We start from the raw sequence: 23,873 nt of genomic DNA, 5'->3' as shown, positions 1-23,873 counted from the left end.
TTTATATGGAGATGGTTCATGTTTAATTTAACTAAAACAGCAATTCTAATGGCGGCTATTACCGCATTATTTGTCTACGTTGGTGGCGCACTAGGTGGTCCCCAAGGTATGCTCTTAGCCTTGATGATGGCAGTTGGTATGAATTTCTTTAGTTACTGGAATTCTGACAAAATGGTTTTGAAAATGTTTGGCGCCAGACAAGTCGATGAACAAAGTTTTCCTGCTTATTACAACTTAATAAAAGAATTATCACAAAAGGCAGGCTTACCCATGCCCAAAGTATATTTAATTGATGAAAATGCACCAAATGCTTTTGCTACAGGAAGAAACCCGGAAAATGCCGCAGTCGCAGCCACTTCAGGCATTATGAATATATTGAATGAAAGAGAACTTCGAGGTGTCATGGCGCATGAACTTGCGCATATTAAAAATAGAGATATTCTCCTTTCAACAATCGCTGCAACGATGGCTGGTGCGATTGCAAGCTTAGCCAATTTTGCGATGTTCTCAGGTGGCAGAAATAGAGAGGGAGGTAATCATCCAATGAGTTTTTTACTCGTTTTTTTAGCGCCTCTTGCAGCGAGTTTGATACAAATGACTATTTCAAGGGCAAGGGAATATGAGGCAGATCGCGTAGGTTCACAAATTTCAGAAGACCCATTGGCACTTGCATCCGCCCTGAAAAAAATTGAAAGCACCGTGCAGGGAGTGCCATTTGATCGCGTTGAAACTCATCCAGCAGTGGCACACATGATGATAATGAATCCATTGTCTGGTGGAGGATTGCGAGGTTTGTTTTCTACACATCCCGCAACTGAAGTAAGAGTAAATAACTTAGTAGAAATGTCGAAGACAGGAACATACCCAACATAGTGCAAAGCAAAATAACAGAGACCACTATCAAATTAACTCATAAGGCTGCAGGAAGTAACCTTTGTGAAACCATACTTCTTTCGGCCCATTTACTTGATCAAGTTCGAGAAGGAATATCCTTAACACAAGCACTAGAATCACCCCCGAGTGAAAATAGGTCAGCCGCTCAAAGCTTAACGTTTGAAGCGCTTCGCAATAAACCTAAAATTCTTCAAGCACTAAAGCAATTTCTGCATAAAGAGATAGATCCTGAAGTAGAGGATCTATTTGTAATTGCTATTAGCACTTTATTAAAAGAATCTCAAAACCAATATACCGCTTACACATTAGTTAATGAAACAGTGAATGCCGCACAAAAATCATTAAAAACAAGACATGCAAAAGGTCTGATAAATGCAGTTTTAAGAAGAGTAATTGAAAATCCGCAAGCATTAGAAATTGATGTTTTAGAGGCTCAATATCCATCTTGGTGGGTAAAACATCTAAAACGAGCATACCCTGCACAGTTAGCACCAATATTAGAAGCAAATTTGAAGCCTGCAAAAATGTTCTTAAGGGTGAACTCAAAAAAAATATCTAAACTGGAATACATATCTTTATTAAATGATGCCGATATTCCTATATTAGAAATTCCACAAAAATGGCAAAAAGTTGCTCCATATGCAATTGCTTTGCAAAATTCCATGCCTGTGCAATTGTTGCCGGGATTTAAAGAGGGATTATTAAGCGTGCAAGATTTAGGGGCGCAAATCGCGGCGTATTTGATATCTCCAGTCAATGAGGAATACATATTAGATGCATGTAGCGCACCTGGTGGGAAGGCATCGCATTTACTAGAGCTTGCAAATATTAATCTAGATGTTCTTGAAATTGATGAAGATCGAATGCAAAGAGTGCAAGAAAATTTATCTCGACTCCAACTGCAAGCAAACCTCCTTATCGGGGATGCTACACATGCCTCCTCCTGGTGGAGTGGCAAATATTATGACGCTATATTAGCTGACGTTCCTTGCTCAGCAACTGGCATTATTCGGCGCCATCCAGATATTTTGTATTTGCGGCGCAGTGCAGATATTTCACAACTTCAAGACCTACAACGTAAAATTATTGTGGAATTATGGGAATTATTAAAGCCAGGTGGTAGATTAGTATTTGTGACTTGTTCTATATTCCCGCAAGAAGGCCAATTACAACTAGAGTGGTTTGCTGAAAATCTCAAAGATGCATTACGATTAGAGTGTCTTGGACAACTTTTGCCAGACGAGTGGCATGATGGTTTTTATTATGGAATGTTACAAAAGAAAAGATGAAGCACTGTAAAAAACTCTTCGTCATTTGCCTGTTAATTCTAGGGTCAATTTGCTCAGGTTTAGCGTATGCTGAAGGAATTAAGCTGAGACAGCTTCAAGTGGAGCCAGTTGAACAGGCATGGGTGATTAACGCTTCATATCAAATAGAACTACCTTCAGACTTGAGTGATGCAGTTAAAAAAGGCATAACTTTTCATTTCCTTACTGAATTTAATGTGACTAGAGGAAGGTGGTATTGGTTTGAGGAAAAGCCAATCACGGCAATAAAAAAAATTAAGCTTTCATTTCAACCTTTAACACAACAATATCGCGTTAATGTGGGCGCATTAACTCTTTCCGCGAACTCTTTAGAAGAGGCTTTGATACAGGTTGGGGCAATTGCTGGTTGGCAGGTTGCGGAACTATCTGCTTTGGATAATGGTCGCCAATATGATGCAGCAATTCGTATGCGGTTAGATTTGAGTCAGCTCCCCAAGCCTTTTCAAATTAATGCATTAAATGCTCGCGAATGGAATTTGGCGAGTGAATGGCACCAGTTTTCATTTACTCCCAAATATAAACCCATAGGTAAATAATGAATGAACCATTAATTACCTATCCAGAAAGTATGATTTCTGGACAGTATGGAATAAAAAAAGAGCTCACGGCCTTTTTGATTTTGGTATTTATATTGGCAGTCTTATTGTTGGGATTGCTAACTGGAATTAGTGCTGATGCCAAGTTCTTAAGTCAATACTTTGTTTGGCTATATTCGATCAATATTATTGTTGGTATTGGTCTTTTACTAGTGACTATTGGACTAATTATTACCTTAACCATTCGGTGGCGCCAGGGTTTTTTTGGCACTAAATTAATTGCAAAGTTGGCCATGATTTTTGGCTTAGTAGGGGTCTTACCGGGTGCAATTTTATATTCTGTGTCATTACAGTTTGTTGGCCGAAGTATTGAAAGTTGGTTTGATGTGAATGTGGAGTCCGCACTGGAGTCAGGTCTGCAACTGGGTCGTAATTCCTTTGAAATATCACAACATGAGTTTTTGGTTGTTGGCAATAAACTTGCCACCAATCAACAATTGACAAAGATTAAATCGAACCAAGAGTTAAAAGATTTATGCCCAACGATTCCAACAGATCAAATTTCAATTATTGATGCATCAAGTAGAGAGTTTTTTAGTGTTAATTGTGGACTTCAGGAGATACAAGAAACCGTAATGTCACAAGAATTACTATATGAGCTTAAAAAAAATAATCAGGTTTCTTCTATTGAAGAAGTGGGAAGTTCACCAGAAGCAGAAGCATATCAGCTAAATGCATTCTATCTTTTAACTAATCAGCGCATTTTAAAGATAACTAAAAAATTAGACCCAACACTTGTTGAAAGCGCAAAAATTGTTCAAAAAGCATATCGTGATTATCAAGAAAAATCATTAAGCAGATTAGGCTTAAAGAAAATGTATATAGGGTCTTTGACACTAACCATGTTTTTGGCTCTTTTCATTGCTATTTTGTTAGCTTTGATTTTAGGGCGGCAGTTAGCAAGACCCCTACTGATGTTGCTTCGAGGAACTCAAGCCGTTGCTCAGGGTGATTTATCTCCAAAGCCACAAATGAATACCCCTGATGAATTGGGGATGTTAACTCGGCAATTTAACAATATGACCAAGCAGTTATCCGATGCCAGAATGTCTTTACAGCAGTCAAAAGATTTTTCAGAATCGGTTTTAGCCAATTTAACTGCTGGGGTTTGTGTTCTTGATGCAAGTTTTCGACTGGTGGTTGCAAATGAAGGGGCAAAAAGAATTTTAGAAAAAGACTTAAACCAGTTGATTGGAAAACCTTTAAGTTATTATCCACAACTTCTCTATTTTGAAACTACCATTAAAGACTCCTTTAAAACAAATCAAGTTTCAGTTGGCTCAGATGAACAAGCTCCCTTAGACCCCAACAACTTATCAACTGGTGAAAGATCTTGGCAGCGTCAGATTTATTTATATGACAACTCAAAGGATCAAGACAGTGTTTCCCCTATCTTATTAGCTAGAGGAACAGAGTTAGCTGGCAAGCAATACATTATTGTTTTTGATGACATTACGGAAGTTATTGCTGCTCAACGTTCAATTGCTTGGGGAGAGGTTGCCCAGCGATTGGCTCATGAAATTAAGAATCCATTAACGCCAATTCAATTATCAGCAGAACGTATTTATCAAAAACTTACTGGAAAAATGACAGAGGAGCAAGAGGATATCGTTGCCAAGGGAACCACAACCATCATAACTCAAGTTCAAGCCATGAAAACCATGGTCAATAACTTTAGAGATTTTGGTAAAAAACCCTCACCTAATATGTTGCCAGTTAATTTAAATACCTTGATTCAAGATATCTTGGGTTTATATGAAGGTACTCATATAGAGCTAAAACTTGATCCTGCGGCCCCCGAAATTTTAGGAGACCCAACTCAGCTTCGTCAGGTAATCCATAACATTTTGCAAAATTCGATAGATGCAGCAACTGAAATTCATTCAGAGCCTGAGATTCAAATTCGGACGGAAACGGTAAACTATGTTGGCTTAGTGAACCAAACGGAAAAATTAGTTAGGCTTTCAGTTGCAGATAATGGCCCTGGGTTTTCTCCCAGAATCTTATCAAGAGCATTTGAACCATACGTTACATCAAAAGCAAAGGGCACGGGCCTGGGATTAGCTGTTGTTAAAAAAATCATAGATGAACATGGCGCAAGAATTGAACTTAAAAATCGTATGAGGGAAACTGTTATCCGAGGTGCAAGGATTTCAATACTGTTTGAGCGTTTGGCATAAAAATCTAGTAATAGATATTAAAATTAGTTTATAGGACAATGAAGCATGGCAAATATATTGGTAGTTGATGATGAAATGGGAATTAGAGAGTTGCTCAATGAAATATTGAGTGATGAGGGTCATGTTGTTTATTCGGCTGAGAATGCTCAACAAGCACGAACAGTGCGTGATCAACTATTACCTGATTTAGTCCTTCTTGATATTTGGATGCCAGATACTGATGGCGTCACTCTATTAAAAGAGTGGGCAAAAGACGATAAGTTAACCATGCCCGTCATTATGATGTCTGGACATGCGACGATTGATACTGCCGTAGAAGCAACTCGTATTGGAGCATGCAACTTTTTAGAGAAGCCTATTGCCTTACAAAAACTATTAAAAACAGTGAGTCAAGCTCTAGAAAGAGTCTCTCCAAAGGAGTCACTTGATAACATCGGTCTAGGAATGAAAGACTTAGGAGCATCCTCAAACTATAATTCATCTGGATTAATTAAGTCGTTTGATAATCAAAGTCAATTCAGTATTGAGCATGGCCGCCTATCGAGCTTGGTTGCTTCATCAGATGTTAAAGAGTTAGTTCAAGGCCACTTTGATTTGCCACTAAGAGAGGCAAGAGATATTTTTGAAAAAGCATATTTCGAATACCATTTGAAGTTAACGGGTGGAAGTATGACTAGAGTTTCTGAGCAGACGGGTCTTGAGAGAACACACTTATATAGAAAATTAAAAGCCCTGGGAATTGATGTTCGGAAAATAGGTAGTAGTACTTAGATCAATCCACTATTTATCATGACCTCTTCAATTATCACTATTGAAACACCCAATTGGGTGATTGATGAGCCTAATCCGGATTGGATTCATGCTTTGGAGAGTGGCAAGGTATTGCATTTTTCAAATTTAGAATTTGCGGTATCTGATGAAGAAAAATCTTTATTCGTCCCAGAAATACAAAATCCGAAAGCTAGAAATATTAGCGTTGGTGCTGATAATGTATTAAAAGGCGCACAGGGGAATGAAAACATCCAGCAACAATTGAGAGAGCTTATCTTAAGGTACAGAAGTTCTGCGAATAGTTTGATCAATTCTTTAGTTCCTAAATATTCATCCTATTTAAAAGTTTCACCGACTAGTTTTAGGCCCTTTAATATCGAAGATCGCAAACAGTCATGGCGAGCAGATGATCGACGTTTACACGTCGATGCTTTTGCCACACGACCAAATTATGGTGAGCGTATCTTACGGGTTTTTATGAATGTAAATCCTGAAGGTAAGCCAAGAGTTTGGAGAGTTGGTGATAGTTTTGAAAATATTGCGAAGCAATTTATACCTTTGATTAAGCCATATTCGCCTTTACAAGCAAAGATTTTAAACAAACTCGGTCTGACTAAAACACTTCGAAGTGAATATGACCATATGATGTTGCAAATACATGATGCAATGAAATCTAATTTAAGTTATCAAAAGAACTCCCCACAAACTGAGTTTAAATTTTTACCAGGGGATGTCTGGGTGTGTTTTTCTGATCAAACATCTCATGCAGCTATGAGTGGACAGTTTATGATGGAGCAAACGTATAATTTGAATATTGATGCTTTATACGATCCAATGAGTAGCCCAATGGCTATACTCGGTCGAATAACTCAACGAAAATTGGTTTAATACCCCTATTTCGAGTATAATAATTGTCTTTGGCCTGGTAGCTCAGTCGGTAGAGCAGAGGATTGAAAATCCTTGTGTCGGTGGTTCGATTCCGCCCCGGGCCACCAAGATTCAAAAGGTACGTACCGGACACATGCTTTACGTCCGGTACCGACCACATGGTTTACACCTGCACCAATCACATCCTCCTTGACTAGAGGCGTCCTTTAAAAGGACAGTTTATCTATTGAGGATTTGTAATCCCTGTAGAGGTCAAGTGTCGCTTAAATCGACGCTCGTCCAAAGTGTTTACCCTTGCTTTACTCCTTTGTTAATTAATAACAGTTAGACTGAAGCCAACAGACCTTTGAGCTGACTTGGCATTCTGCCAAATCTACCGCCCTAGATTTCGAACATAGTTCAATCTTCAGGGCGTCAGTGAAATCTACCTTCATCAATAGTGCGAAAGCAATATTTTGCTCAACTTCAATAACAATATTGGTTGGGGGTTGCACTACTCCCTTCACTCCAGACTTTACAGAGATGTCGGCACGCTACGCTGTAATTTTGGAGCAGTACCAATTAAATAGCATCCTGATTAATATCATCCGCGCATCCAATGAGCGCCCGTTGAGTTTTCTAGATATTCCCAGTATTAATGGTTCTGGAAATGTAAGTTTTAGTCCAGGATTAAGTCCATCAATGAATGGTTTCATTGGAGGGCTTGCAGGCGGCCCTCTTGGCATAAGCTCATTTAGCCCGAGTCTCAACCCATCTTTTGGTAATAGTTTTAACTTTTCCCAGTCCTCACTTGATAATGCCACTTTTCTGCAAGGATTTTTATCTCAAATCCCTATTGGAACTGCCAAGTTTTTTATTTCCGATAACATCCCAAGAGAGGTAATGTTTAGTCTAGCAATCGCTTCAATTGAAATTAAGCAAGCAAATGGTAAATCTACTCGGTATATAAACAATCCGCTTCTACCAGAATATCCTGCATTCCAAGCTGAACTTTATAAGTTGCTAAGTTATGGTTTGACTATTGATCAGGTCAAAGAAGAGCCAAAGAAAATTAATTCTTCTACATTAGGTAGAGCGCCAACCTATTCACAGCCAAGCATGCCATCGCCTTATCAAAGTCCGGGTGGGTATGGTGGATCATCCGGTGCTTATGGTGGAATGTACGGCCAAATGCAACCGCAATCTCAATTTAAAGTCTGTGTTGATGAAAATAAATTTGCCAACTTTGTTAAAGAAGAATTTAGCTCTGACATTTTTTGCAAAGCAAGTCTTAACGCCTCTAAAAATAAGAGTTCTAAATCTGAACTGATCTTAACGGTTCGATCACCTAATACAGTCTTCGAATATCTTGGACAAGTAGTATCCGCCCAGAATCAAGAAAACCCTTACATCGTTACATTGCCTCCATCAGCAACTACTCAAGCTCGAAAAGTTGGCCAAGAAAATCAATATGCCTTATTGTTTGTTAGAAAAAACGACTCAAGTACTAGAAATTTTGCAAGAGTAAAAAATATTGATGATGATGTTTATAGCATTCCAGCAAACGATAACGGCTATTCCCCAATGGTCTTAAAGATTATTTCGCAATTATTAAGCCTTAATAAAGTCCCTGGCAGTATCCCAGCATCACCAGGAATTCTCTTGCGGTAGTGTCAAGCATGATTTTTGCCTGACAGTATGGCTTTATTTTGAAGTACAGCCTCCAAAGAGAGGGAGCTTAGATTTGCACTTATACCAATCGACATTTAATAATTTAAAGGAGCTACTATGAAATATCTTAAAAGTATTATTTCTTGTGCCATCATCACTCTAATTACTCCCAAATTAGCCTTTGCTCAAGAGGCTGGATATTGGGGCTATGGTTCCATGTGTATGGCAAGAGATTGTACTCCAGGGCGGGCGGCCCCACCTCCAAAACCATTGCCATTTAACTATAAGGGAGGGATGAGGATGGGATTTGCAAGTGCTCAAATGGAAGCAGATGATTGTATGCAGTATGTAAAAGAATCTTGTGGAGGTGTTGGTTATAGCTCTCCAAATAAGCCTATTCCCATGACGATTTACTGCTCATCACCTGGGAGCAATGTGATGAACGAATACTGGAATACTACAACTTGTCCACCAGGTCAAACCCCATTGGGACGTCCAGTACCCGAGTGGTAAGGAGGGTAGATTACAAAATCATTATTTAACCTCATCGTTTTATAGAATTTGAGTCTAGAGGGGGGTAATCATTGCCCCCTCATTTAAATAGTCCCCCAATATTTTTCTACAAGCCAACTTAATATGAAATTTAAAGTGATCGCCACGTCCTTTGTACTCTTGCTCAGTTCAGGATCTGTTTTAGCGCAAATTGCCGAGTGCATTTCTGTTGAAGTAGGCGTGACACCGCCCACATTTACGTTTAGGCCATATGGACCGCCAATCGAAGGTGGGATGCAACCAATCTTGAGCAATTTGATATTTTTTATCAAGGTTATAAAGTCAAAGCAGATTTATCTAAAAAGGCTTTAATACTTAATGAGCGAACCGTCGATTAAATCGACGCTGATTAAAGCGTCCTTTAAAAGGACGTTTCATTTTCAGGTTGCCCAACTTTAAGTCTGAAAATAAAATTGACCTCCTCCCAATAAATTGGACATCCCGTAAGCCCTGGTCGATTCCGCCCCGGGCCACCAAGAATCACGATAGCCCACTTGTTGGGCTATTTTCTTATCTAGTGCCCAATGGTGCTTAGACCTTGTGCCTAGCGGGTTCGGTCGTCTCCTAGAGATTCGATCCGTTAATCAGGATGCCGCCACTCTGAGTCTAGACTGGGGTGTCTGGTTCATGACGTGTCCTTTAAAAGGACATTTACTTAACTGGTAGTAAGCGTCGATTTAAGCGACGCTTAATCTTTGAGTTTTTTATGTAAATCTTCCAATTCTGGCCTTACGTCTACCAAGGCATTTGTGATGTCTTGCTTAAGTCCACAGAGCCCCTCAGGTCGACCATAGTATGTGTTGTAGCAAGTTTGGTTTGTCTTTGTAAGGAAATCATCAACCTTTTTGCTGGCTTCAACTAGATTTGACTCTATAAATTGCATTCTACTGAGGGTGTGCTGATTAAATTCTTTCGCATCATTTTTGGCGTTATAAAGCATTATTCCTAGAACAACAGCAACTACCCAAGCAAGACTGGATGAATTTTCCATAATCGCAAACCTTTATTCAAGTACATTATTGGAACCATACTAACTAATTAACTTGATGAATAGAAAAACTTGGGATAAGGCCGCAGTAATTAAAGACGCGTCTTTATATAAAACAGTTGCTGAATGGCGTAAGAGCAGTCCGAGCGCCTATGCAATCTGTTGCCGAAATAAATGGAATGATGATGCTTGTGCCCATATGAGCATTGTGAAAAGATCTAATGGCTATTGGACAAAAGAAAAGCTACTAGAAGAGGCTAAAAAATACAAAACCACCGCAGAGTGGAGCAAGGGAAGTTCATCTTCATATTCAACTGCCAAAAAACAAAAGCTAATACCACCATCAATGGAAAGGGGTTTAGTACATGGTAAATGGACTAAAGCCAATATTGCAAAGGTGGCAAAAGAATGTAAGACGCGGGGTGAGTTTAAAAGTACCCATACCAGTGCCTACTCAATTGCAGTGGATAAAGGATGGCTGGATGATGTTTGCAAGCATATGCTCAATAAAGCCCCTTGGTTTGGGCCTAGGGTAATCAGGGAGTACTTAATGAGTCACGACATTGAATATCTTATGGAGCATAAGTTTAAACAATATGCCGAAATTGCAAGATACCCATTTGATTTTTACTTGCCTGATTTCAACTTAGTAATTGAGTATCACGGTAGACAGCATAAAGAAGGCTGGCTAAGGGACAAGGAAAATGCTAAAGCTATACAAGCTAGAGATAAGATCAAAAAAGATTTTGCTATTGGGCAGGGAATTAACTATTTAGAGTTGGACTTTCTAACTAAGGCGCCGCTATTAAAAGCCCTTGAGTCTGAGTTAGTTAGATTGGCAAGAAAAAATAAGATTTCTTTTGTCAAGGAGCCAAGAGAGCTAACTAAAGAAGAATTAGAAATACTTGATACTGCGTTTATCTGGAATGATGAAACTGTTAAGCAGGCTATAAGTAATTGCAAAACTGTTAAAGAATTTAGAGAAAAGTATCAATCTGCACATAACTATGCATTGAAAAGTGGGTTATGGGTCGAGCTTAGTAAGCCGTTGATACGAATTACAGAACATGGAAAATACACAAAAGAGTATGTTTTGAAGGTGGCTAAAGAATGTCTAACAAGAAATGAATTTAAACAAAAACATAAAGGTGCTTGGGCCGCGGCACAGCGAAACGGGTGGTTAATTGAGGTATGCAAACATATGCCTACGCATATGCAAAAGCCTTGGCTAAAATAGTATTGAATACGGTGATGTACTAATTTTGAACAACAAAAAGGAGGGTGATTAAATGCACATAATTATTGGCTTAATACTCTTTTTTGTTTTATTAGTGCTGGTATTTGATATCGATGTTGCCCAAAAGGTATTTAAGGTTGGCTTCATTATCGTGGGGTTGGGTATTGCTTTATTGGTTTTATCCTTATTAGCCAAACATTAAACGTCCTTTAAAAAGACATTCTTATTAATAACCTATTGTTTTTCAATCATTTTAATTTTGGATGCAACTCCTTATTGATTTTGTAATAATCGCGTGCTAAATTAAAGGCATTAAAGAAAAAGGGGAAAAATCATGAAAAAGAAGTTTCTGATTCCTGTGGGTGTTGCAACAGCATCATTGTTTAGCTCACACGCAAATGCTATTTCTGCTCCTGTAACTGAGAAACAAGATCAAAAATCAGCTTCTGATGATTTAAAGGCTGTGAACAAGCTAGATGGGGTTACTACCCATGTTGTGGATTATCAAAAGAATGATGAAATGCATCGTTTATTGATGAAAAAGAGCGAATCTGGGGTTATTTTCGCAGATCACTACTCTCATTCCTCTCATTCCTCCCATCGTTCACATCGTTCTGGTCACTCAGAAGACCCAAGAACAGAAACCATTTAATTGGATTGGCCCTCTGGGGCATTTAAAGACCATGGGGCAATCTAATGGAATTGCAAGTTTTCTTTGATAAAGCAATTTATTCTGCAGAAGCAATTAAAAAAGCCGCTTATAGATTTATCGATAAGTTTTCGGCGGTAATTTCAGAAAACGGGACTTCATATTCATGTTTCATAAAGTTCCCAGATAAATCAACTGATGCTCAAGCGGCAAGACTTGTCGATGAATTTAAAAAAGAAGTATTAGATCAAGATCTTCGGGAATCAATCAAGAGAGAAACTGAAGGCGTAAGAAACCTCATTCTTGCCCACACCTTCTCGAAGGCAGGGCTGATAAAGGATGAGTAAGTTTCAGCCGATAGAATTCTATAAAAACAAAACTCATTCTTATGAGCTTCTTCCACTTAGGTTTGAGGCTCTAGATGATCAGAGCTATGTAGTTACTAATATGGCTGGAGAGTATCTGACTCTTCCGCGTGATAAGTTATCGAAATTGGTTAAACACCAATTAACCTCATCAGATCCAGACTATATCAATTTAAGAGCAAGACACTTTTTAGTGGATGACAAAACAAGCATTGCTAAAGATTTATTGGCAATCAAGTTAAGAACGAAATATAGCAACCTTAGTGAATTCACTGGCTTACATATATTTGTAGTTTCTTTACGATGTGAGCATAGTTGCCCGTATTGTCAGGTTTCAAGAGCTTCGGACGATAAAGTAGCATTTGATATGTCCAAAGAGGTTGCAGATAAGTCGTTGGACTTAGCTTTGAAGGCACCGGCTCAAAACATCAAAATTGAATTTCAAGGTGGCGAGCCGTTATTAAATTTTCCTCTCATAAAATATATTGTTGAGCGTGCAGAAAGTCTCAGGGGCACCAAGAATATTGGCTACGTTATAGCAACAAATTTAGCGTTAATTAATGATCAGGTATTGGAATTTTGTAAACAACACAAAATTCAAATTTCTACTTCTCTAGATGGGCCTAAAGATCTTCATAACCACAATAGACCACGCAAAGGTAGCAATAGTTATGAAAAAGCAATTGAGGGAATTGCATCCACAAGAAGATATTTAGGAAAATATTCTGTTTCTGCGCTCATGACTACAACTAAAGCAAGTCTTGGGAGAGTTAAAGAAATTATTGATGAATATGTTGAAAGAGAGTTTGGAGGGATTTTTCTAAGACCTTTGTCACCATACGGTTTTGCTCTTAAAACAAAAACATATGCCGCCTATGATGCAGAAAAATGGCACGAATTTTTTGTAGAAGGTCTTGAGTACATCATTGAGTTAAACCGCAGAGGCAAAGAATTTAGAGAGTTTTATGCGGCAACCATTCTCTCCAAAATGCTTACAAGCACAGAGCCTGGTTATGTAGACTTAATGAGCCCAGCAGGAATTGGAATTGGGGCAGTAGTCTATAACTACGATGGCAAAGTGTTTGCATCTGATGAGAGCAGAATGCTTGCTGAGATGGGTGAGAATAAATTTCAAATTGGGCACGTTTTAAAAGATACCTATGAGCAAATATTTCTCAGCGATGCTTTACTAGATCCAATAGAAGAATCCTTTGCATATAGCGTACCAATGTGTACAGATTGTGCATTTGAAAGTTATTGCGGGGCCGATCCGGTATTTCACTACGGCATATACAAAGACTTTGTCGGTAGAAAGCCAGACTCTGAATTCTGTAATAGAAACATGAAGATCTTCAAATATTTGATTAAACGAATGGAAGAAGACTCGTTTGTGAAACAGTTATTCACCGATTGGGCTCAACCAAATGCTTAAGTTATACGGTCGAGGCGTCGTCGAAAATTTCACTCTTGATAGGAGTCGATTATTTACGCTGACTAAAAATTCTCAGATACCAATCGGCGAGCGCCAAGATAAGGCTTTAATAATTGAAAATGGCTCGGCTCCCGAGGGCTTTGGGGCGTATTTGACTTTTGATGCTACAAAAGACTTGGGTCAGGTAAATCATCTAGAGCTACCCGAGGAAATGAACTACATAGATGAGGGCGATATAGCCCGCATCTCACCATCTGGTCGTATCGGCATCATATTTAGAAAGAAAAGCCCTAACAATACGTTTTTACTGACCGAGCGATGTAATCATTATTGTTTGATGTGCTCTCAACCACCAAAAGATCATGATGACTCGTGGCTAATGGAAGAGGCAATTGAGGCGCTTGATTTAATCCCAAAGGACACTGCGAACATTGGATATACAGGTGGAGAACCTACCTTATATGGCGACCAGTTTATTGAGCTGATTACAAAAACAAAAAAGGCACTACCAAATACCGCAATTGATGTTTTAACCAACGGAAGAACATTTAAAGATAGCTCATTTGCTAAGCGTTATGCCGATGTAAATCACCACGATTGTCTTTTGGGCATTCCAATATATTCAGATGATCCTGCAAGACATGATTATGTGGTTCAAGCCAATGGCGCATTTGATGAAACCATGCAAGGCATTTTGAATTTAAAAAGATTCAATCAAAAGGTAGAAATTAGGGTAGTAATCCATAAGCAAACAATTGATCGTTTAGTGCAGACATGTGAGTTCATTGCTAGAAATCTTATTTTTGTTGACCATGTTGCATTGATGGGCTTGGAAATGATGGGCTTTACACGAGCAAACTTAGATAAATTATGGATAGATCCATATGAGTACAAAGATACATTAAGTAGGGCTTTAGGAATTCTAAATTCATACGGAATAAGAACATCCATCTATAACCATCAGCTCTGCGTGGTGAATCAAGATATTAAATCCAATTACGTTAAATCAATTAGTGATTGGAAAAATGAATATGTTGAAGAGTGCGATTCCTGTGTAAAAAGAAGTGAATGTGGCGGCTTCTTTTCATCTTCAAAAAAGTATAGGTATAGCGACCACATCAGAGCATTTAAAGAATAAGTATGGAACTTTCAAAGAAATCGACAACAGCCATAACGGTGTTAACTATTATTTTTCTAGTTGTTGGACTTTCTTCTTCGTACAAAATTTATACAAGGCAACACCTTGTTTACGAGGATGAAGATGAGGTTGATGTTGATAGAAATGAACAAAGCACACCAAGATCCTTTGTTTTACCTGCCACGCCAGCAGTTACCGAGGCGCAGGAGAATAAGAAAAGGCAAATTGCAAGTGGTATTAATTCTGATAAATGCCTAGTGAAGTTAAAAGATTTGGGCTACCCAATTGATGATTTAGATTCTTCTTTTAATGCCAAGTACATTGAGGCAATTATTAAATTTCAGGAGAGTAAAAGTATTCCGGTGACTGGTCAAATTGATGAGCAGACTAAAAGAAATTTGGGATGTTGAAATGAAAAAAATACTTATTGTTCTGAATGTATTTGCCTCTATAAGCTGTATTGCGCTCGCTACAAAATATATGGCCGCACCTTATTTGGCTGAGGTTATCTATAAGGAAGACTATAAAAAGTTAGTATTTGCTTGCGACAATGTTATGCGTGATCACTTAATTGCAAAAAATAAAGTGAATGTTGATAAATCTGAAGAGTCTATTAGGCAGTTACATTCCGCCGAGGTAGGTTTGTTGACTTGCGATGACTATGACAAGCTCAGAAAAAAGATGATGATTTTGGGTGTCAATGAAGAAAGTCTTGCAATGATTGGTATTGAGGTAATTGAAGAAAAATCAAATGATGTTAGAAATTTTGTAAAAACTCATGAAATTCGTTATTAATAAAATACTCCTGTTTTCATTGATGGTGCTAACTCAGCATGTTAGCGCCATTGAAAATGCTGAAACAAAAATAATTAAGCGCCAAATAATTGAATCTGGCTTTAAGCCCGCAGACGAGCTATATAGAAATTCCGATGAAAAATTATCACCATTGGGGGTTAAATTTTTTGAGAGCAATAAGGGGCTAAGTCTTAATGGCAATATCTCATGCAGAACCTGCCATCAAGACAAATTTGGCTCTGCAGACGGAATACCCAACGCGGCGGCTATTGGGGGCGGCGATGGAAAGACAATGGTTGGGCCCGATAGATTGCTTAATGGAGCAAAGCAACTACCAAGAAATACCTTGGCTTTTTGGGGCAGAGGTGCCAAAGGTTTTGATGTATTTTTCTGGGATGGTAGGGTGGACTTTTCTTTGAAAAAGCCGCTTAGTCAATTTGGTTCGCAGGGGCCTACTAATGATGCTTTGGTAACGGCAATACATTTACCGGTTGTGGAAATTAGAGAGATGCTTGATGAGGATCAGTTTGTCAAAAATCACAAAACCGAGTCAGTAGATAAATCCAAAGAAGTGTACAAGGCAATATCTCAAAGACTTATAAAAATTGAGCCAGAAGCAAGTCAAAATTTAGCCAAAGTACTTAATAAAAATGTTGACCAGCTAGAGTACATTGATTTTGCAAGGGCCATAGCGGCCTTTATTCGCAACGAATTCAGACTTAAGCAAACAAAATTAGAGAGATTTGTTCAAGGCAAAGAAGATCTTACTCAGCCTGAATTGAAGGGTGCCAGAGTGTTTTATGGCAAAGGTGCCTGCTCTACATGCCACAACGGACCCCACTTTAGCGATTTCAAGTTTTATACGGTACCGTTTCCACAGCTTGGATTTGGTAAGAATGGTTTTGGAGTTGACTACGGGAGATATAACGCGACATTTAATCCAAAAGACTTATATAAATTTCGAACTGCGCCACTGTACAACGTAGAAAAGACCGCGCCATATGGGCATTCTGGATCTGTAGCAACAATTCAAGAAGCAATTATTGCTCACTATGACCCTTTGTCTTTGGTGCAAACAGACAAGCTAAGTCAGTTTGATAGATATGAGCTATCTAAAAGACTTACATTCAGCGACAGCACAACTAGAGTTAACTATCTAACCCCAGAAGAGGTAAGTCAACTAACTGCTTTCTTAAAGACATTATCTTTTTAGATGAGATATTTAAAACCTATTTTTTATATAGTCCTTATTAGTCTTGTACTAACTGGATGCGCACATCACTACGCCCCTGAAGAAATAGGCGATCCATATGGATTTTTATCGGGTCTATGGCATGGCTACATCGTAATTTTTTCCTTCTTGGGCTGGCTTTTTCTGGATGATGTTTACATTATTGGACAACCAAATACAGGGCTTTTTTATTACATCGGGTTTGTTATGGGTGTAATGGGATTTTTTGGATCTGCTAATCAATAAGCGTCCTTTAAAAGGACATTTCATGAAGAGGTTGTCCAAAGCAAAACTCTGAAAATAAAATAGCTGTATGACAACAGCAATCTGCCCAAAAAGTGACCAAGGTAATTAAAGTACCTGAAAGTCATCTGGAAGTAATCTCCTCGCCCCAGCACGAATCCCAACCCACAGCCTTAAGCCAGCTCAAATACGCCGAGCCCACAGAGCTTTACTTGCGTGATGGCGAAGTCGTTATTCATCGCAGACCCGGAAGTCCACTTTGGCATTGTCGCTTTAGACTGCAAGATGGCTCATGGCATCGTCAGACCACCCGCCAAGCCAGTATTGAACACGCAGTACGAATGGCTTGCGATCTTTACGATGAAACCAGATTTCGCCAAAGACTGGGGCTTGCACAAAAGTCGCCCACGTTTGCAGAAATTGCACACGCCACTCTCTACTCAATGCGGCAGGACTTGGATGTGGGTATAGGCAAGAGTGTGTACGGTAGCTACATCACCTGTATTGAGAAATACTTTCTACCTTACTTTGGTGACAAAAGACTAGAAGAAATAACTTATACCGACGTGCATGAGTTTGAGGTTTGGCGTAATAGGCAGATGAACAAGGTGCCCAGAGCCAGCACCTTGATGAACTTTGCCAGTGCGTGGACCAAGTTACAGCTGGTAGCCATTAGCAAAGGCTGGATCAGTGAACGAGTAGCTATTCCCAAGCTAACAGCAAGAGGGCAAAAAGGTAAAACCCGCCCAGCATTTACTCGCGAAGAGATTGATCGCTTGTTGGAGTTTATGGAGCCATGGATCAAGCAAGGCAGACTAGAGATTGAGCATGAGACTAGACCCTTACTGCGTGACTATATTGAGATGCTTTTATACACAGGTATGCGGCATGGCACTGAGGCACTGAATATCTGCTGGAACAATATTGAGTGGCACACGCAAGGGGATAAGAAGTACCTTCGTATATGGGTGGATGGCAAGACTGGTGGCCGCTGGCTGATTGCTAAACACAAGGCAGTTAATGTGCTTAAACGATTACACAGCAGACAACGGGCTGTGTGGGATATTCCCTTTGATCGACTATTTGAGACGCGTTGCCCTGAGCTGATCTTCGTATTTGCCAACGGTCATCAGCCCATGCGGATTGACGGTGCTTTTAAGCGATTGATGCGAGATAGTGGTTTGGGATTAAGTCACGATGGGCAGATGCGAACACTCTATTCACTTAGACATACCTACGCTACTTTGGAGCTATTGGAGAATAAGACTGATATTCATACGCTGTCTAAGCAGATGGGCAATAGTGCCGCCATGATTGATCGTCATTACAGCAAATTGACGGCAACGATGGCGGCAGATAGGCTGGCTTAATAAATTATATTAGGAGGTGGCTGTTGACCTTTGCGCCTAGCCAAGCGCCCCACGTTATGAAACAAGTTTCTAAATGATCCATTGGCGGCTTGAATGGTTGTCAGTAACTCATCATTAGATAAGGTGACCCCAGCTTCATCAGCAATAGATTTGGCAATATCCAAGTAAGCATTTGGATGTGCCGCATTCATTTCAACTAAGACGCAACGATCTAGCATGCCCTTATCTAGTAGCGATACATTGTTTGTCGTCAATATGAATACGCCGCGAGTCGTATTCAATGCTGACTTCAAACTTTGCTGAGCCTGCTTAGTTAAGTTGTCCACCTCATCAAGAATGATGTAGTGAAGCCCACTTACGTTAAAAGAGCTTTTAGTCAAGATTGCATCAATCTTTGCCATAACCTGAGGGCCATTAAAGCCTTGCTGACAAGCAATGAACTCTTCTGGCCAGACTAACTCTTCTTTGGTTTTGCCGTATTCAATGTGGTTAGGTAGCATCTTAGCGAGCGTTGTTTTGCCTGTTCCGAAGACTCCGTATAAAAGAATGGCTGATTTGCCGCAGTGAGGTAATGCGTCGGCACCCGAGACAATATCTTCAATCCGCAATTTAGATTCATCGTTTCCAAAGATGATGTCATCAATCGTTTGAGGCGCATGATTATTTCCTTTCGTTAACATTTGTATTCCTTTCAAATATGAATGGGGAATGCCCATAACATTCCCCTTGATTAATTAAGCAGATTTAGCAATGGCGCCATCTGCATCATTTGCCGCTTTGATCTCAGCCTTGGCTTTATCCTCAAGCTCTTTACCAACTGCATACAAAGAGGTAAAGGCAGACTTAATCAGTCCATCTTGACGCAAAACTGCATAGACACCAAAACTGCCGTCAGCCTGTTGCTCTGCTAAAAGTACGCACATATCACCTAGGTACTGAGCATCAGCAACATGTGAGAGCAATTCAGACTTGGCATAGCCAATCGGTGTTTTGCCTTTTAGATTGTTTTTAGCCATTTCAGCTTTATCAGCAGGCTTGATGTAAGTAGCACTTTTGCCAAGACTGATCTCTTGAACGCCACCACGCTCTTCCACCCATGCTGAAAAGTCAGCTATCAAAACCTTCTCTTTCATTGCCTGACGAATAACCAAAGAGTAGGTGCTAATACGACGACGATCTCTTGATCCAAAAACTGCACGTACAACACGTGTCGCTAAGGGCAGATCCTTTTTATAGGTGTAGCCACGCTCTTTATAGAAAGACTCTAAAGATTCGCTACGTTGTTTAGCTTCTGGAAGTGTCATGTCACCACAAAAAGCCAGGCAATCGCCCAATACTGCATATAAGGCTTGATTACTTGTTCTGTAGGCACCTTGTTCCCAGTTAATACGATTTGCTTCCATATTAGTAAGGGCAACGGTAGTGCCAACAGCAACGTTAGCTACTTTGCTTGTGTCCTTTAAAAGGACGTTTGTTGTAACAGGGGTTGTATCTACTGCGTTTAATAATGTGTTCATTTTTAACTCTCTTTCTGTATTAAGAAATATGACTGCTTGTTAAGAAATTTAACCGCTTGGCCATGAAATAACTTTATTCTTTTGGGTTAAAATTCTCTAACCCATACAATATTGATCTATTTAGAATGTTAAGAAAATGGTGAAGTTTTTTGAGCCGTACCCAACCTTTGGCACTAAAAACAATAGACAGCCCTTGTCTAGGCAAGAGCAAAGTCCTTATTACTGGTGGTGGGCTTACTTACGGCGCAACAAAGACTACTTAGCTACTTGTGAAAAAGGCGGCAAGGGAAAGTGCGCTAAGTTATATGCAGACTTTGGTGATGTGCGCGATGATGAATTTAGGGTTTGGTGGCGAGCCAAAGGGGTTGAATTATTTGCAGAGCAAATATCTATCTATAAATTTAAAGAGATAGATGTCAAAGATGAAGTGCCCGACCAGTGGAGCAAAGATGACTTTATCTTTTTGCAAGTGCCACTCACTTACGATAAGAAGTCGCTTAAGAAGTATTTCAATGAGTTGCTGATGGGGCGTCACGGCAGAAAGAAGGGGCGGCCATCCAAAGCTGTTAGTAAGACAACAGCCAAATATCCGTTAAACGGTACTTATACGATTGCCAACTTAAGACTGTGCCTACAAGTCTATGACCGCTATATGGAAACAAGATTAGGCGCTAATAAATTAAAGCTGTGGGAAATTGGTGCAGAGATGGGGTTGCTAGATAAAGACTCTATGCCCAATCCTAAAGACGATTACGCAGATAGGCTCGTTAAGCGTAATCGTTTGGCCGCAACGGTTGGACGATATATCAAGCAAGCAAAAACACGAATTGATAATGCCGCAATTGGGCAGTTTCCAGTTGTGTGAAATGTCCTTTCAAAGGACAAATTTGATATCCTAATAACAACTTATAAGCAAATATGAGGGTTATATGGATTTCTATTACAAAGCACCAGTGTGGGATGAGCAAAGTGACATTCCTCATACAACAAAGTTAGCTAAACCAATAAAGCCTGTAAAGGTAAAAAATGCTCGTGTAATAGAGATTACTGATGCCAAGTACAGAGGGTCAATATTAAGTGGCACCTTCCTGCTGGGTGATCAAGTGCTCATTCTTGATGGCAAGAACAGATCCACGCGAGTTGAAGTGCTTTGTAAGTGGTTTGGTCACAGGCTTGCAACAAGAGGTTTGGCTTTTACAGTCAACCTTAAGAAAACAAGAGTGCACGACAAATACACTGGAGAAGTGTTTACTGACTTCTCCAAGTAATTAGATCAATTCAACAGCGGCCTTAAGCTGATCTGGACTGCTATAGAGATAAGTTGCAGTAGTACTGATGTTTCTATGTCCTGCAAGAGACTTCAATATATGAATTGCTGTGCCTTTATTGGCAAGCCCAGTTAAGAATGTGCGTCTACCGCTATGGCTACTGGCACCTTCCAATCCAACTGCACGATAAAGATAAAAGAAGTACTGGGTAAGTGAGTTGGCTGAAAACCCTGCTTGCTTCTGTGTGTAAAACAAGGGTTTTGTTGGATCTTTAATTTTGAGTACTTTGATGTACTGCGCCAGCTCCTTTTGCATGCGTTCATTTAAGTAAACAGTACGGGCGTGTTTGCCCTTGGTTTGATCGGGCATCAAGCGTACTTCACCCTTAATCGTGCTGTCGCTGTTTAAAACGTCGTTTATGCGTAGCGCGGCTACTTCAGCTACTCGCATACCCGCGTAGTGCGTAAGTAGCAACATAGCGCGATTACGTGCTGAGTGCCTGCGTGTAGCAACGTGATCTAAAACTCTGCGAAGTTCTTGTGGATTTAAAACTCTAGCTTGTGACATCTGTTTCTCCCTAAAATGTATTAAATAAAGAGTTACAGTATGTTTTCTTAGATTCGGTTTGGGCAACCGAAAATGGTGTAAAAAGAATCGCTTTTTTATCAATGGGTTACGCAAAAATATAAGAGTTCTCTACTTCTCTTATATTTATCGTGGCATTTTAGCCACGATATTTTGATGACCTTTTAAAATAACCTTCAAGCGTTTTAAATTTTGGCTCAGCTACCCAAGCCAGCGAGCTTGAAAGATTTCTGCTTAAAACTATTCTGTTGTTATAAAAATTAGCTATAGTTACTTAAACAAATTTAATTTGAGGTGAAAAATGTCTACACCTGTAGAAAGCACGTTTACTTTTTATGGCAATGAAAAAATTCGTGAATTAGAAAAAGAAATTATCCGAAGATTTAAGAATGATTTCGATAAAAATACAGATAGTTCTGGAACATACTCGTTTGATAAAAATGCGGAGAGATATTCTGCTGTCACAAGAATACTTTATGGCATGAGTAAATGCGATGAATTTGATGGTGGTGAATTACTTGGAGCTCATGGTTGCTGGTATTTTGGTTCAACCCATAAGCTTGAGTTTGAAAGTAAAAATATCGCCCCTGAAAAGTTACAAGATCATATTGCTAAGTACGCTTCAATCATAGATCCCGATGTTGTAGTTCAGATGGATTATAAGGACAATAACCCCTATTTAATTGGTACAAGAATTGTCTGTTTTGACGAATTACTTGGATTCATTGAGCACAAAGAGGAAGAAGAATTAAGCTATAGCTGGTCATGTGATATCGATGATATTGATGATGTATTAGAAGAAGAAACTGATTTAAGCAGGGATGACATCATGTCGTTCCAAGAAATGGATGAGCGAATTGAGGATTTAAGAGAAACTTGTATTGAAGAATTTAATTCAACATCAGGAAGAAATATTGAATTTATTGAAGTAGATAGATAGGCGAACTACGTTCTCCTGTGATTTCGCTTGTCGCTCATCACATTTCTTCTTTTCTGATTTTGATTTGATGTTGTTTGATGAACTTTCGCTAGATTCAACCTACACTGAGCCTTAAGCAACAGGCTCAGTAATAGAAAAGGACTTTCGCTGAGTTCTTTACTACACCACTATAGGCACAACCAAATTGGTAAGGGCGGTTTCGCTGTCTCCTTTTACGTGCGGCTTGAAACGCAACAATGACAAAAGCAATAAGTGGCTACCTTTGTCTTGTTTGAAAGTTGCTGTGTAAGCAGGGCTTTCTCGTGATCCGTAAAACTATGTTCTACGATCTTTGTGCTAATTCATATACTTGATTCATATTAGTCAGCAAGGCTAATGGCGTCCTGTAAAGGATAGTGAATACAAGTCTCTGCTACTGCTTCAGAATTTCCGTCCCTGCGACACCGATGTCCAGTTGATATTGGGCGACATATTGACCGAGTGTCGCAACTCATTTCAGTAGTAATAAGTGATGGCATACAAAGCGTTCTTCTGCTTTGTCGTCATAACTATTTAGTGAAACCTAATAAAAGGAGAGCAGATCTGGCTCAAATCATTAGATCTTTGTGGCTTTTGGCAAAAAGAGGTTGTCCATCTAAAAACTCTGACAATAAATTAAGTGTGCCCATTAACTTATAGGAGAAAAAGATGAGCACATTAAACAGTTTAAAAATGGTTAATTCAAAAAAGCCAACAGCAATTCCGCCAGTACTGCATCGTCGTAATAAATTAGCTAACAAAGTCTGGGAGCAGATCCAGTTAGCTAAAGCCAGCAAAGAAGGCGGCACATTTACTGTTAAAAAATTCAAAACAGTTAAAGACATTACTGGTGCACGTAAAACCATTGAACATGAAAAGCGTATTCGTCAGTGGTGGTTCGTAGCTATGGATGGCAAGGTTTGCCTAAACATCCGCTATGGCGCAAAGATCATTGAATTTGCTAAAGGCAAGACTGCTGTGGAAGTAAATTCTGCAGATGAGCTAATTAAAGCGCTGGAGATTATTAAGGTCGCCGTAGAAGCTGGGGAGTTAGATGCCCAGATTGAAGCGGCCAGTGGCGCTGTACGTGCAGGCTTTGGCCGTTGATGCTTTGTCCTTTTAATGGACATTTATATATGGGGCGCACCGCAAGGTAGCCCCATAGTTGGGATTAGCTGATCCCAACGACCCAGCAAAGCCTAAGACGAATGTCCTGCACCAGCTGGTGCGCTTTAGGA

Annotated in this window: 27 protein-coding genes and 1 tRNA gene; 23 read left to right on the top strand and 5 right to left on the bottom strand. The window is 39.5% G+C overall.

The genetic code is table 11. The features are described from left to right. The first annotated feature begins 18 nt into the window (after positions 1-18). The 9 genes from htpX (at position 19) to QMN06_RS12380 (ending at position 8,820) form a co-directional block, all read left to right on the top strand. A complete protein-coding gene (gene htpX, locus QMN06_RS12420) occupies positions 19-873 on the top strand; it encodes a zinc metalloprotease HtpX (protein ID WP_281970442.1) in 855 nt (284 codons plus the stop codon). Next, a complete protein-coding gene (gene rsmB, locus QMN06_RS12415; RefSeq protein ID WP_281970441.1) occupies positions 873-2,183 on the top strand; it encodes a 16S rRNA (cytosine(967)-C(5))-methyltransferase RsmB in 1,311 nt (436 codons plus the stop codon). Before htpX ends, rsmB begins: the two co-directional genes overlap by 1 nt. After that, a complete protein-coding gene (locus QMN06_RS12410) occupies positions 2,180-2,758 on the top strand; it encodes a DUF4390 domain-containing protein (protein ID WP_281970439.1) in 579 nt (192 codons plus the stop codon). The genes rsmB and QMN06_RS12410 overlap by 4 nt, the downstream gene beginning before the upstream one ends. Then, entirely contained in the window at positions 2,758-4,998 is a 2,241-nt protein-coding gene (locus QMN06_RS12405) for an ATP-binding protein (RefSeq protein WP_281970438.1), read from the top strand. The genes QMN06_RS12410 and QMN06_RS12405 overlap by 1 nt, the downstream gene beginning before the upstream one ends. A gap of 45 nt (positions 4,999-5,043) precedes the next feature. Beyond that, a complete protein-coding gene (locus tag QMN06_RS12400) occupies positions 5,044-5,769 on the top strand; it encodes a response regulator (RefSeq protein WP_281970437.1) in 726 nt (241 codons plus the stop codon). A gap of 18 nt (positions 5,770-5,787) precedes the next feature. Then, positions 5,788-6,657 (top strand): Kdo hydroxylase family protein, encoded by an 870-nt coding sequence (locus QMN06_RS12395; RefSeq protein ID WP_281970436.1) that lies wholly within the window; start codon positions 5,788-5,790, stop codon positions 6,655-6,657. Positions 6,658-6,688: 31 nt separating this feature from the next. After that, positions 6,689-6,764, top strand: a tRNA-Phe gene (locus QMN06_RS12390). Positions 6,765-7,074: 310 nt separating this feature from the next. Then, positions 7,075-8,307: a hypothetical protein gene (locus QMN06_RS12385; RefSeq protein ID WP_281970435.1), complete on the top strand. Its 1,233-nt coding sequence runs from the start codon at positions 7,075-7,077 to the stop codon at positions 8,305-8,307. Between the two features lie 117 nt (positions 8,308-8,424). Next, positions 8,425-8,820, top strand: coding sequence for a hypothetical protein (locus QMN06_RS12380; protein ID WP_281970434.1), 396 nt, complete (start codon positions 8,425-8,427; stop codon positions 8,818-8,820). Between the two features lie 727 nt (positions 8,821-9,547). On the opposite strand, the gene QMN06_RS12375 is transcribed toward QMN06_RS12380, so the two are convergent. After that, complete coding sequence (locus QMN06_RS12375; protein ID WP_281970433.1) at positions 9,548-9,850, bottom strand: hypothetical protein; 303 nt, start codon at positions 9,848-9,850, stop codon at positions 9,548-9,550. A 55-nt stretch (positions 9,851-9,905) separates the two neighbouring features. Between QMN06_RS12375 and QMN06_RS12370 the strand changes: the two genes are divergently transcribed. The 9 genes from QMN06_RS12370 (at position 9,906) to QMN06_RS12330 (ending at position 16,676) form a co-directional block, all read left to right on the top strand. Beyond that, positions 9,906-11,084 carry a hypothetical protein gene (locus QMN06_RS12370; RefSeq protein WP_281970432.1) on the top strand — a complete coding sequence of 393 codons (1,179 nt, stop codon included), beginning with the start codon at positions 9,906-9,908 and terminating at the stop codon, positions 11,082-11,084. Positions 11,085-11,136: 52 nt separating this feature from the next. Continuing rightward, positions 11,137-11,286: a hypothetical protein gene (locus QMN06_RS12365; RefSeq protein ID WP_281970431.1), complete on the top strand. Its 150-nt coding sequence runs from the start codon at positions 11,137-11,139 to the stop codon at positions 11,284-11,286. Positions 11,287-11,418: 132 nt separating this feature from the next. Beyond that, positions 11,419-11,736 (top strand): His-Xaa-Ser repeat protein HxsA2, encoded by a 318-nt coding sequence (gene hxsA2 / locus QMN06_RS12360; RefSeq protein ID WP_281970430.1) that lies wholly within the window; start codon positions 11,419-11,421, stop codon positions 11,734-11,736. A 44-nt stretch (positions 11,737-11,780) separates the two neighbouring features. Beyond that, the gene (hxsD, locus tag QMN06_RS12355) at positions 11,781-12,080 is read left to right on the top strand and encodes a His-Xaa-Ser system protein HxsD (RefSeq protein WP_281970429.1); all 300 of its coding nucleotides are present in this window, start codon (positions 11,781-11,783) and stop codon (positions 12,078-12,080) included. Then, a complete protein-coding gene (gene hxsB, locus QMN06_RS12350) occupies positions 12,073-13,530 on the top strand; it encodes a His-Xaa-Ser system radical SAM maturase HxsB (RefSeq protein WP_281970428.1) in 1,458 nt (485 codons plus the stop codon). Before hxsD ends, hxsB begins: the two co-directional genes overlap by 8 nt. Beyond that, positions 13,523-14,668: a His-Xaa-Ser system radical SAM maturase HxsC gene (gene hxsC, locus QMN06_RS12345; protein WP_281970427.1), complete on the top strand. Its 1,146-nt coding sequence runs from the start codon at positions 13,523-13,525 to the stop codon at positions 14,666-14,668. The genes hxsB and hxsC overlap by 8 nt, the downstream gene beginning before the upstream one ends. A 2-nt stretch (positions 14,669-14,670) precedes the next feature. Beyond that, positions 14,671-15,078, top strand: a complete 408-nt coding sequence (locus tag QMN06_RS12340) for a peptidoglycan-binding domain-containing protein (protein WP_281970426.1) — start codon at positions 14,671-14,673, stop codon at positions 15,076-15,078. Between the two features lies 1 nt (position 15,079). Beyond that, entirely contained in the window at positions 15,080-15,463 is a 384-nt protein-coding gene (locus QMN06_RS12335; RefSeq protein WP_281970425.1) for a TIGR03982 family His-Xaa-Ser system protein, read from the top strand. After that, positions 15,447-16,676: a His-Xaa-Ser system-associated MauG-like protein gene (locus QMN06_RS12330; protein ID WP_281970424.1), complete on the top strand. Its 1,230-nt coding sequence runs from the start codon at positions 15,447-15,449 to the stop codon at positions 16,674-16,676. The genes QMN06_RS12335 and QMN06_RS12330 overlap by 17 nt, the downstream gene beginning before the upstream one ends. A gap of 534 nt (positions 16,677-17,210) precedes the next feature. Here QMN06_RS12330 and QMN06_RS12325 read toward each other — a convergent pair. Beyond that, on the bottom strand, positions 17,211-17,363 hold the full coding sequence (locus tag QMN06_RS12325; RefSeq protein WP_281970423.1) for a hypothetical protein: 153 nt from the start codon (positions 17,361-17,363) through the stop codon (positions 17,211-17,213). A gap of 35 nt (positions 17,364-17,398) precedes the next feature. Between QMN06_RS12325 and QMN06_RS12320 the strand changes: the two genes are divergently transcribed. After that, a complete protein-coding gene (locus QMN06_RS12320; protein ID WP_281970422.1) occupies positions 17,399-18,307 on the top strand; it encodes a tyrosine-type recombinase/integrase in 909 nt (302 codons plus the stop codon). Here QMN06_RS12320 and QMN06_RS12315 read toward each other — a convergent pair. After that, on the bottom strand, positions 18,304-18,987 hold the full coding sequence (locus QMN06_RS12315; RefSeq protein ID WP_281970421.1) for an AAA family ATPase: 684 nt from the start codon (positions 18,985-18,987) through the stop codon (positions 18,304-18,306). The two genes, QMN06_RS12320 and QMN06_RS12315, sit on opposite strands and share 4 nt — an antisense overlap. Before the next feature lie 54 nt (positions 18,988-19,041). Next, on the bottom strand, positions 19,042-19,824 hold the full coding sequence (locus tag QMN06_RS12310; RefSeq protein WP_281970420.1) for a hypothetical protein: 783 nt from the start codon (positions 19,822-19,824) through the stop codon (positions 19,042-19,044). Positions 19,825-19,960: 136 nt separating this feature from the next. Between QMN06_RS12310 and QMN06_RS12305 the strand changes: the two genes are divergently transcribed. Both QMN06_RS12305 and QMN06_RS12300 read left to right on the top strand, forming a co-directional pair. Beyond that, positions 19,961-20,689: a hypothetical protein gene (locus tag QMN06_RS12305; RefSeq protein ID WP_281970418.1), complete on the top strand. Its 729-nt coding sequence runs from the start codon at positions 19,961-19,963 to the stop codon at positions 20,687-20,689. Positions 20,690-20,753: 64 nt separating this feature from the next. Continuing rightward, on the top strand, positions 20,754-21,092 hold the full coding sequence (locus tag QMN06_RS12300) for a hypothetical protein (protein ID WP_281970417.1): 339 nt from the start codon (positions 20,754-20,756) through the stop codon (positions 21,090-21,092). Here QMN06_RS12300 and QMN06_RS12295 read toward each other — a convergent pair whose 3' ends face one another. Further along, a complete protein-coding gene (locus QMN06_RS12295; protein WP_281970416.1) occupies positions 21,093-21,659 on the bottom strand; it encodes a site-specific integrase in 567 nt (188 codons plus the stop codon). A gap of 319 nt (positions 21,660-21,978) precedes the next feature. Here QMN06_RS12295 and QMN06_RS12290 point away from each other — a divergent pair, with 319 nt between their 5' ends. Both QMN06_RS12290 and QMN06_RS12285 read left to right on the top strand, forming a co-directional pair. After that, positions 21,979-22,617 carry a hypothetical protein gene (locus tag QMN06_RS12290; protein WP_281970415.1) on the top strand — a complete coding sequence of 213 codons (639 nt, stop codon included), beginning with the start codon at positions 21,979-21,981 and terminating at the stop codon, positions 22,615-22,617. 687 nt (positions 22,618-23,304) lie between these two features. Beyond that, entirely contained in the window at positions 23,305-23,742 is a 438-nt protein-coding gene (locus tag QMN06_RS12285) for a DUF6641 family protein (protein ID WP_281970414.1), read from the top strand. Positions 23,743-23,873 lie beyond the last annotated feature (131 nt).

The sequence above is a fragment of the Polynucleobacter sp. SHI8 genome, assembly GCF_027944005.1.
Classification (GTDB): domain Bacteria; phylum Pseudomonadota; class Gammaproteobacteria; order Burkholderiales; family Burkholderiaceae; genus Polynucleobacter.
This window is presented reverse-complemented; position numbering and strand designations above follow the sequence as displayed.

Bases quoted from the DNA above. Each gene is read 5' to 3' on its own strand.
- hxsA2 (WP_281970430.1), top strand. From the start codon at position 11,419: ATGAAAAAGAAGTTTCTGATTCCTGTGGGTGTTGCAACAGCATCATTG.
- htpX (WP_281970442.1), top strand. From the start codon at position 19: ATGTTTAATTTAACTAAAACAGCAATTCTAATGGCGGCTATTACCGCA.
- hxsC (WP_281970427.1), top strand. From the start codon at position 13,523: ATGCTTAAGTTATACGGTCGAGGCGTCGTCGAAAATTTCACTCTTGAT.
- QMN06_RS12285 (WP_281970414.1), top strand. From the start codon at position 23,305: ATGAGCACATTAAACAGTTTAAAAATGGTTAATTCAAAAAAGCCAACA.
- QMN06_RS12340 (WP_281970426.1), top strand. From the start codon at position 14,671: ATGGAACTTTCAAAGAAATCGACAACAGCCATAACGGTGTTAACTATT.
- hxsD (WP_281970429.1), top strand. From the start codon at position 11,781: ATGGAATTGCAAGTTTTCTTTGATAAAGCAATTTATTCTGCAGAAGCA.
- QMN06_RS12300 (WP_281970417.1), top strand. From the start codon at position 20,754: ATGGATTTCTATTACAAAGCACCAGTGTGGGATGAGCAAAGTGACATT.
- QMN06_RS12410 (WP_281970439.1), top strand. From the start codon at position 2,180: ATGAAGCACTGTAAAAAACTCTTCGTCATTTGCCTGTTAATTCTAGGG.
- QMN06_RS12295 (WP_281970416.1), bottom strand. From the start codon at position 21,659: ATGTCACAAGCTAGAGTTTTAAATCCACAAGAACTTCGCAGAGTTTTA.
- QMN06_RS12290 (WP_281970415.1), top strand. From the start codon at position 21,979: ATGTCTACACCTGTAGAAAGCACGTTTACTTTTTATGGCAATGAAAAA.
- QMN06_RS12315 (WP_281970421.1), bottom strand. From the start codon at position 18,987: ATGTTAACGAAAGGAAATAATCATGCGCCTCAAACGATTGATGACATC.
- QMN06_RS12405 (WP_281970438.1), top strand. From the start codon at position 2,758: ATGAATGAACCATTAATTACCTATCCAGAAAGTATGATTTCTGGACAG.
- QMN06_RS12365 (WP_281970431.1), top strand. From the start codon at position 11,137: ATGCACATAATTATTGGCTTAATACTCTTTTTTGTTTTATTAGTGCTG.
- QMN06_RS12380 (WP_281970434.1), top strand. From the start codon at position 8,425: ATGAAATATCTTAAAAGTATTATTTCTTGTGCCATCATCACTCTAATT.
- QMN06_RS12305 (WP_281970418.1), top strand. From the start codon at position 19,961: ATGGTGAAGTTTTTTGAGCCGTACCCAACCTTTGGCACTAAAAACAAT.
- QMN06_RS12330 (WP_281970424.1), top strand. From the start codon at position 15,447: ATGAAATTCGTTATTAATAAAATACTCCTGTTTTCATTGATGGTGCTA.
- QMN06_RS12370 (WP_281970432.1), top strand. From the start codon at position 9,906: ATGAATAGAAAAACTTGGGATAAGGCCGCAGTAATTAAAGACGCGTCT.
- QMN06_RS12310 (WP_281970420.1), bottom strand. From the start codon at position 19,824: ATGAACACATTATTAAACGCAGTAGATACAACCCCTGTTACAACAAAC.
- QMN06_RS12395 (WP_281970436.1), top strand. From the start codon at position 5,788: ATGACCTCTTCAATTATCACTATTGAAACACCCAATTGGGTGATTGAT.
- QMN06_RS12400 (WP_281970437.1), top strand. From the start codon at position 5,044: ATGGCAAATATATTGGTAGTTGATGATGAAATGGGAATTAGAGAGTTG.
- QMN06_RS12335 (WP_281970425.1), top strand. From the start codon at position 15,080: ATGAAAAAAATACTTATTGTTCTGAATGTATTTGCCTCTATAAGCTGT.
- hxsB (WP_281970428.1), top strand. From the start codon at position 12,073: ATGAGTAAGTTTCAGCCGATAGAATTCTATAAAAACAAAACTCATTCT.
- QMN06_RS12375 (WP_281970433.1), bottom strand. From the start codon at position 9,850: ATGGAAAATTCATCCAGTCTTGCTTGGGTAGTTGCTGTTGTTCTAGGA.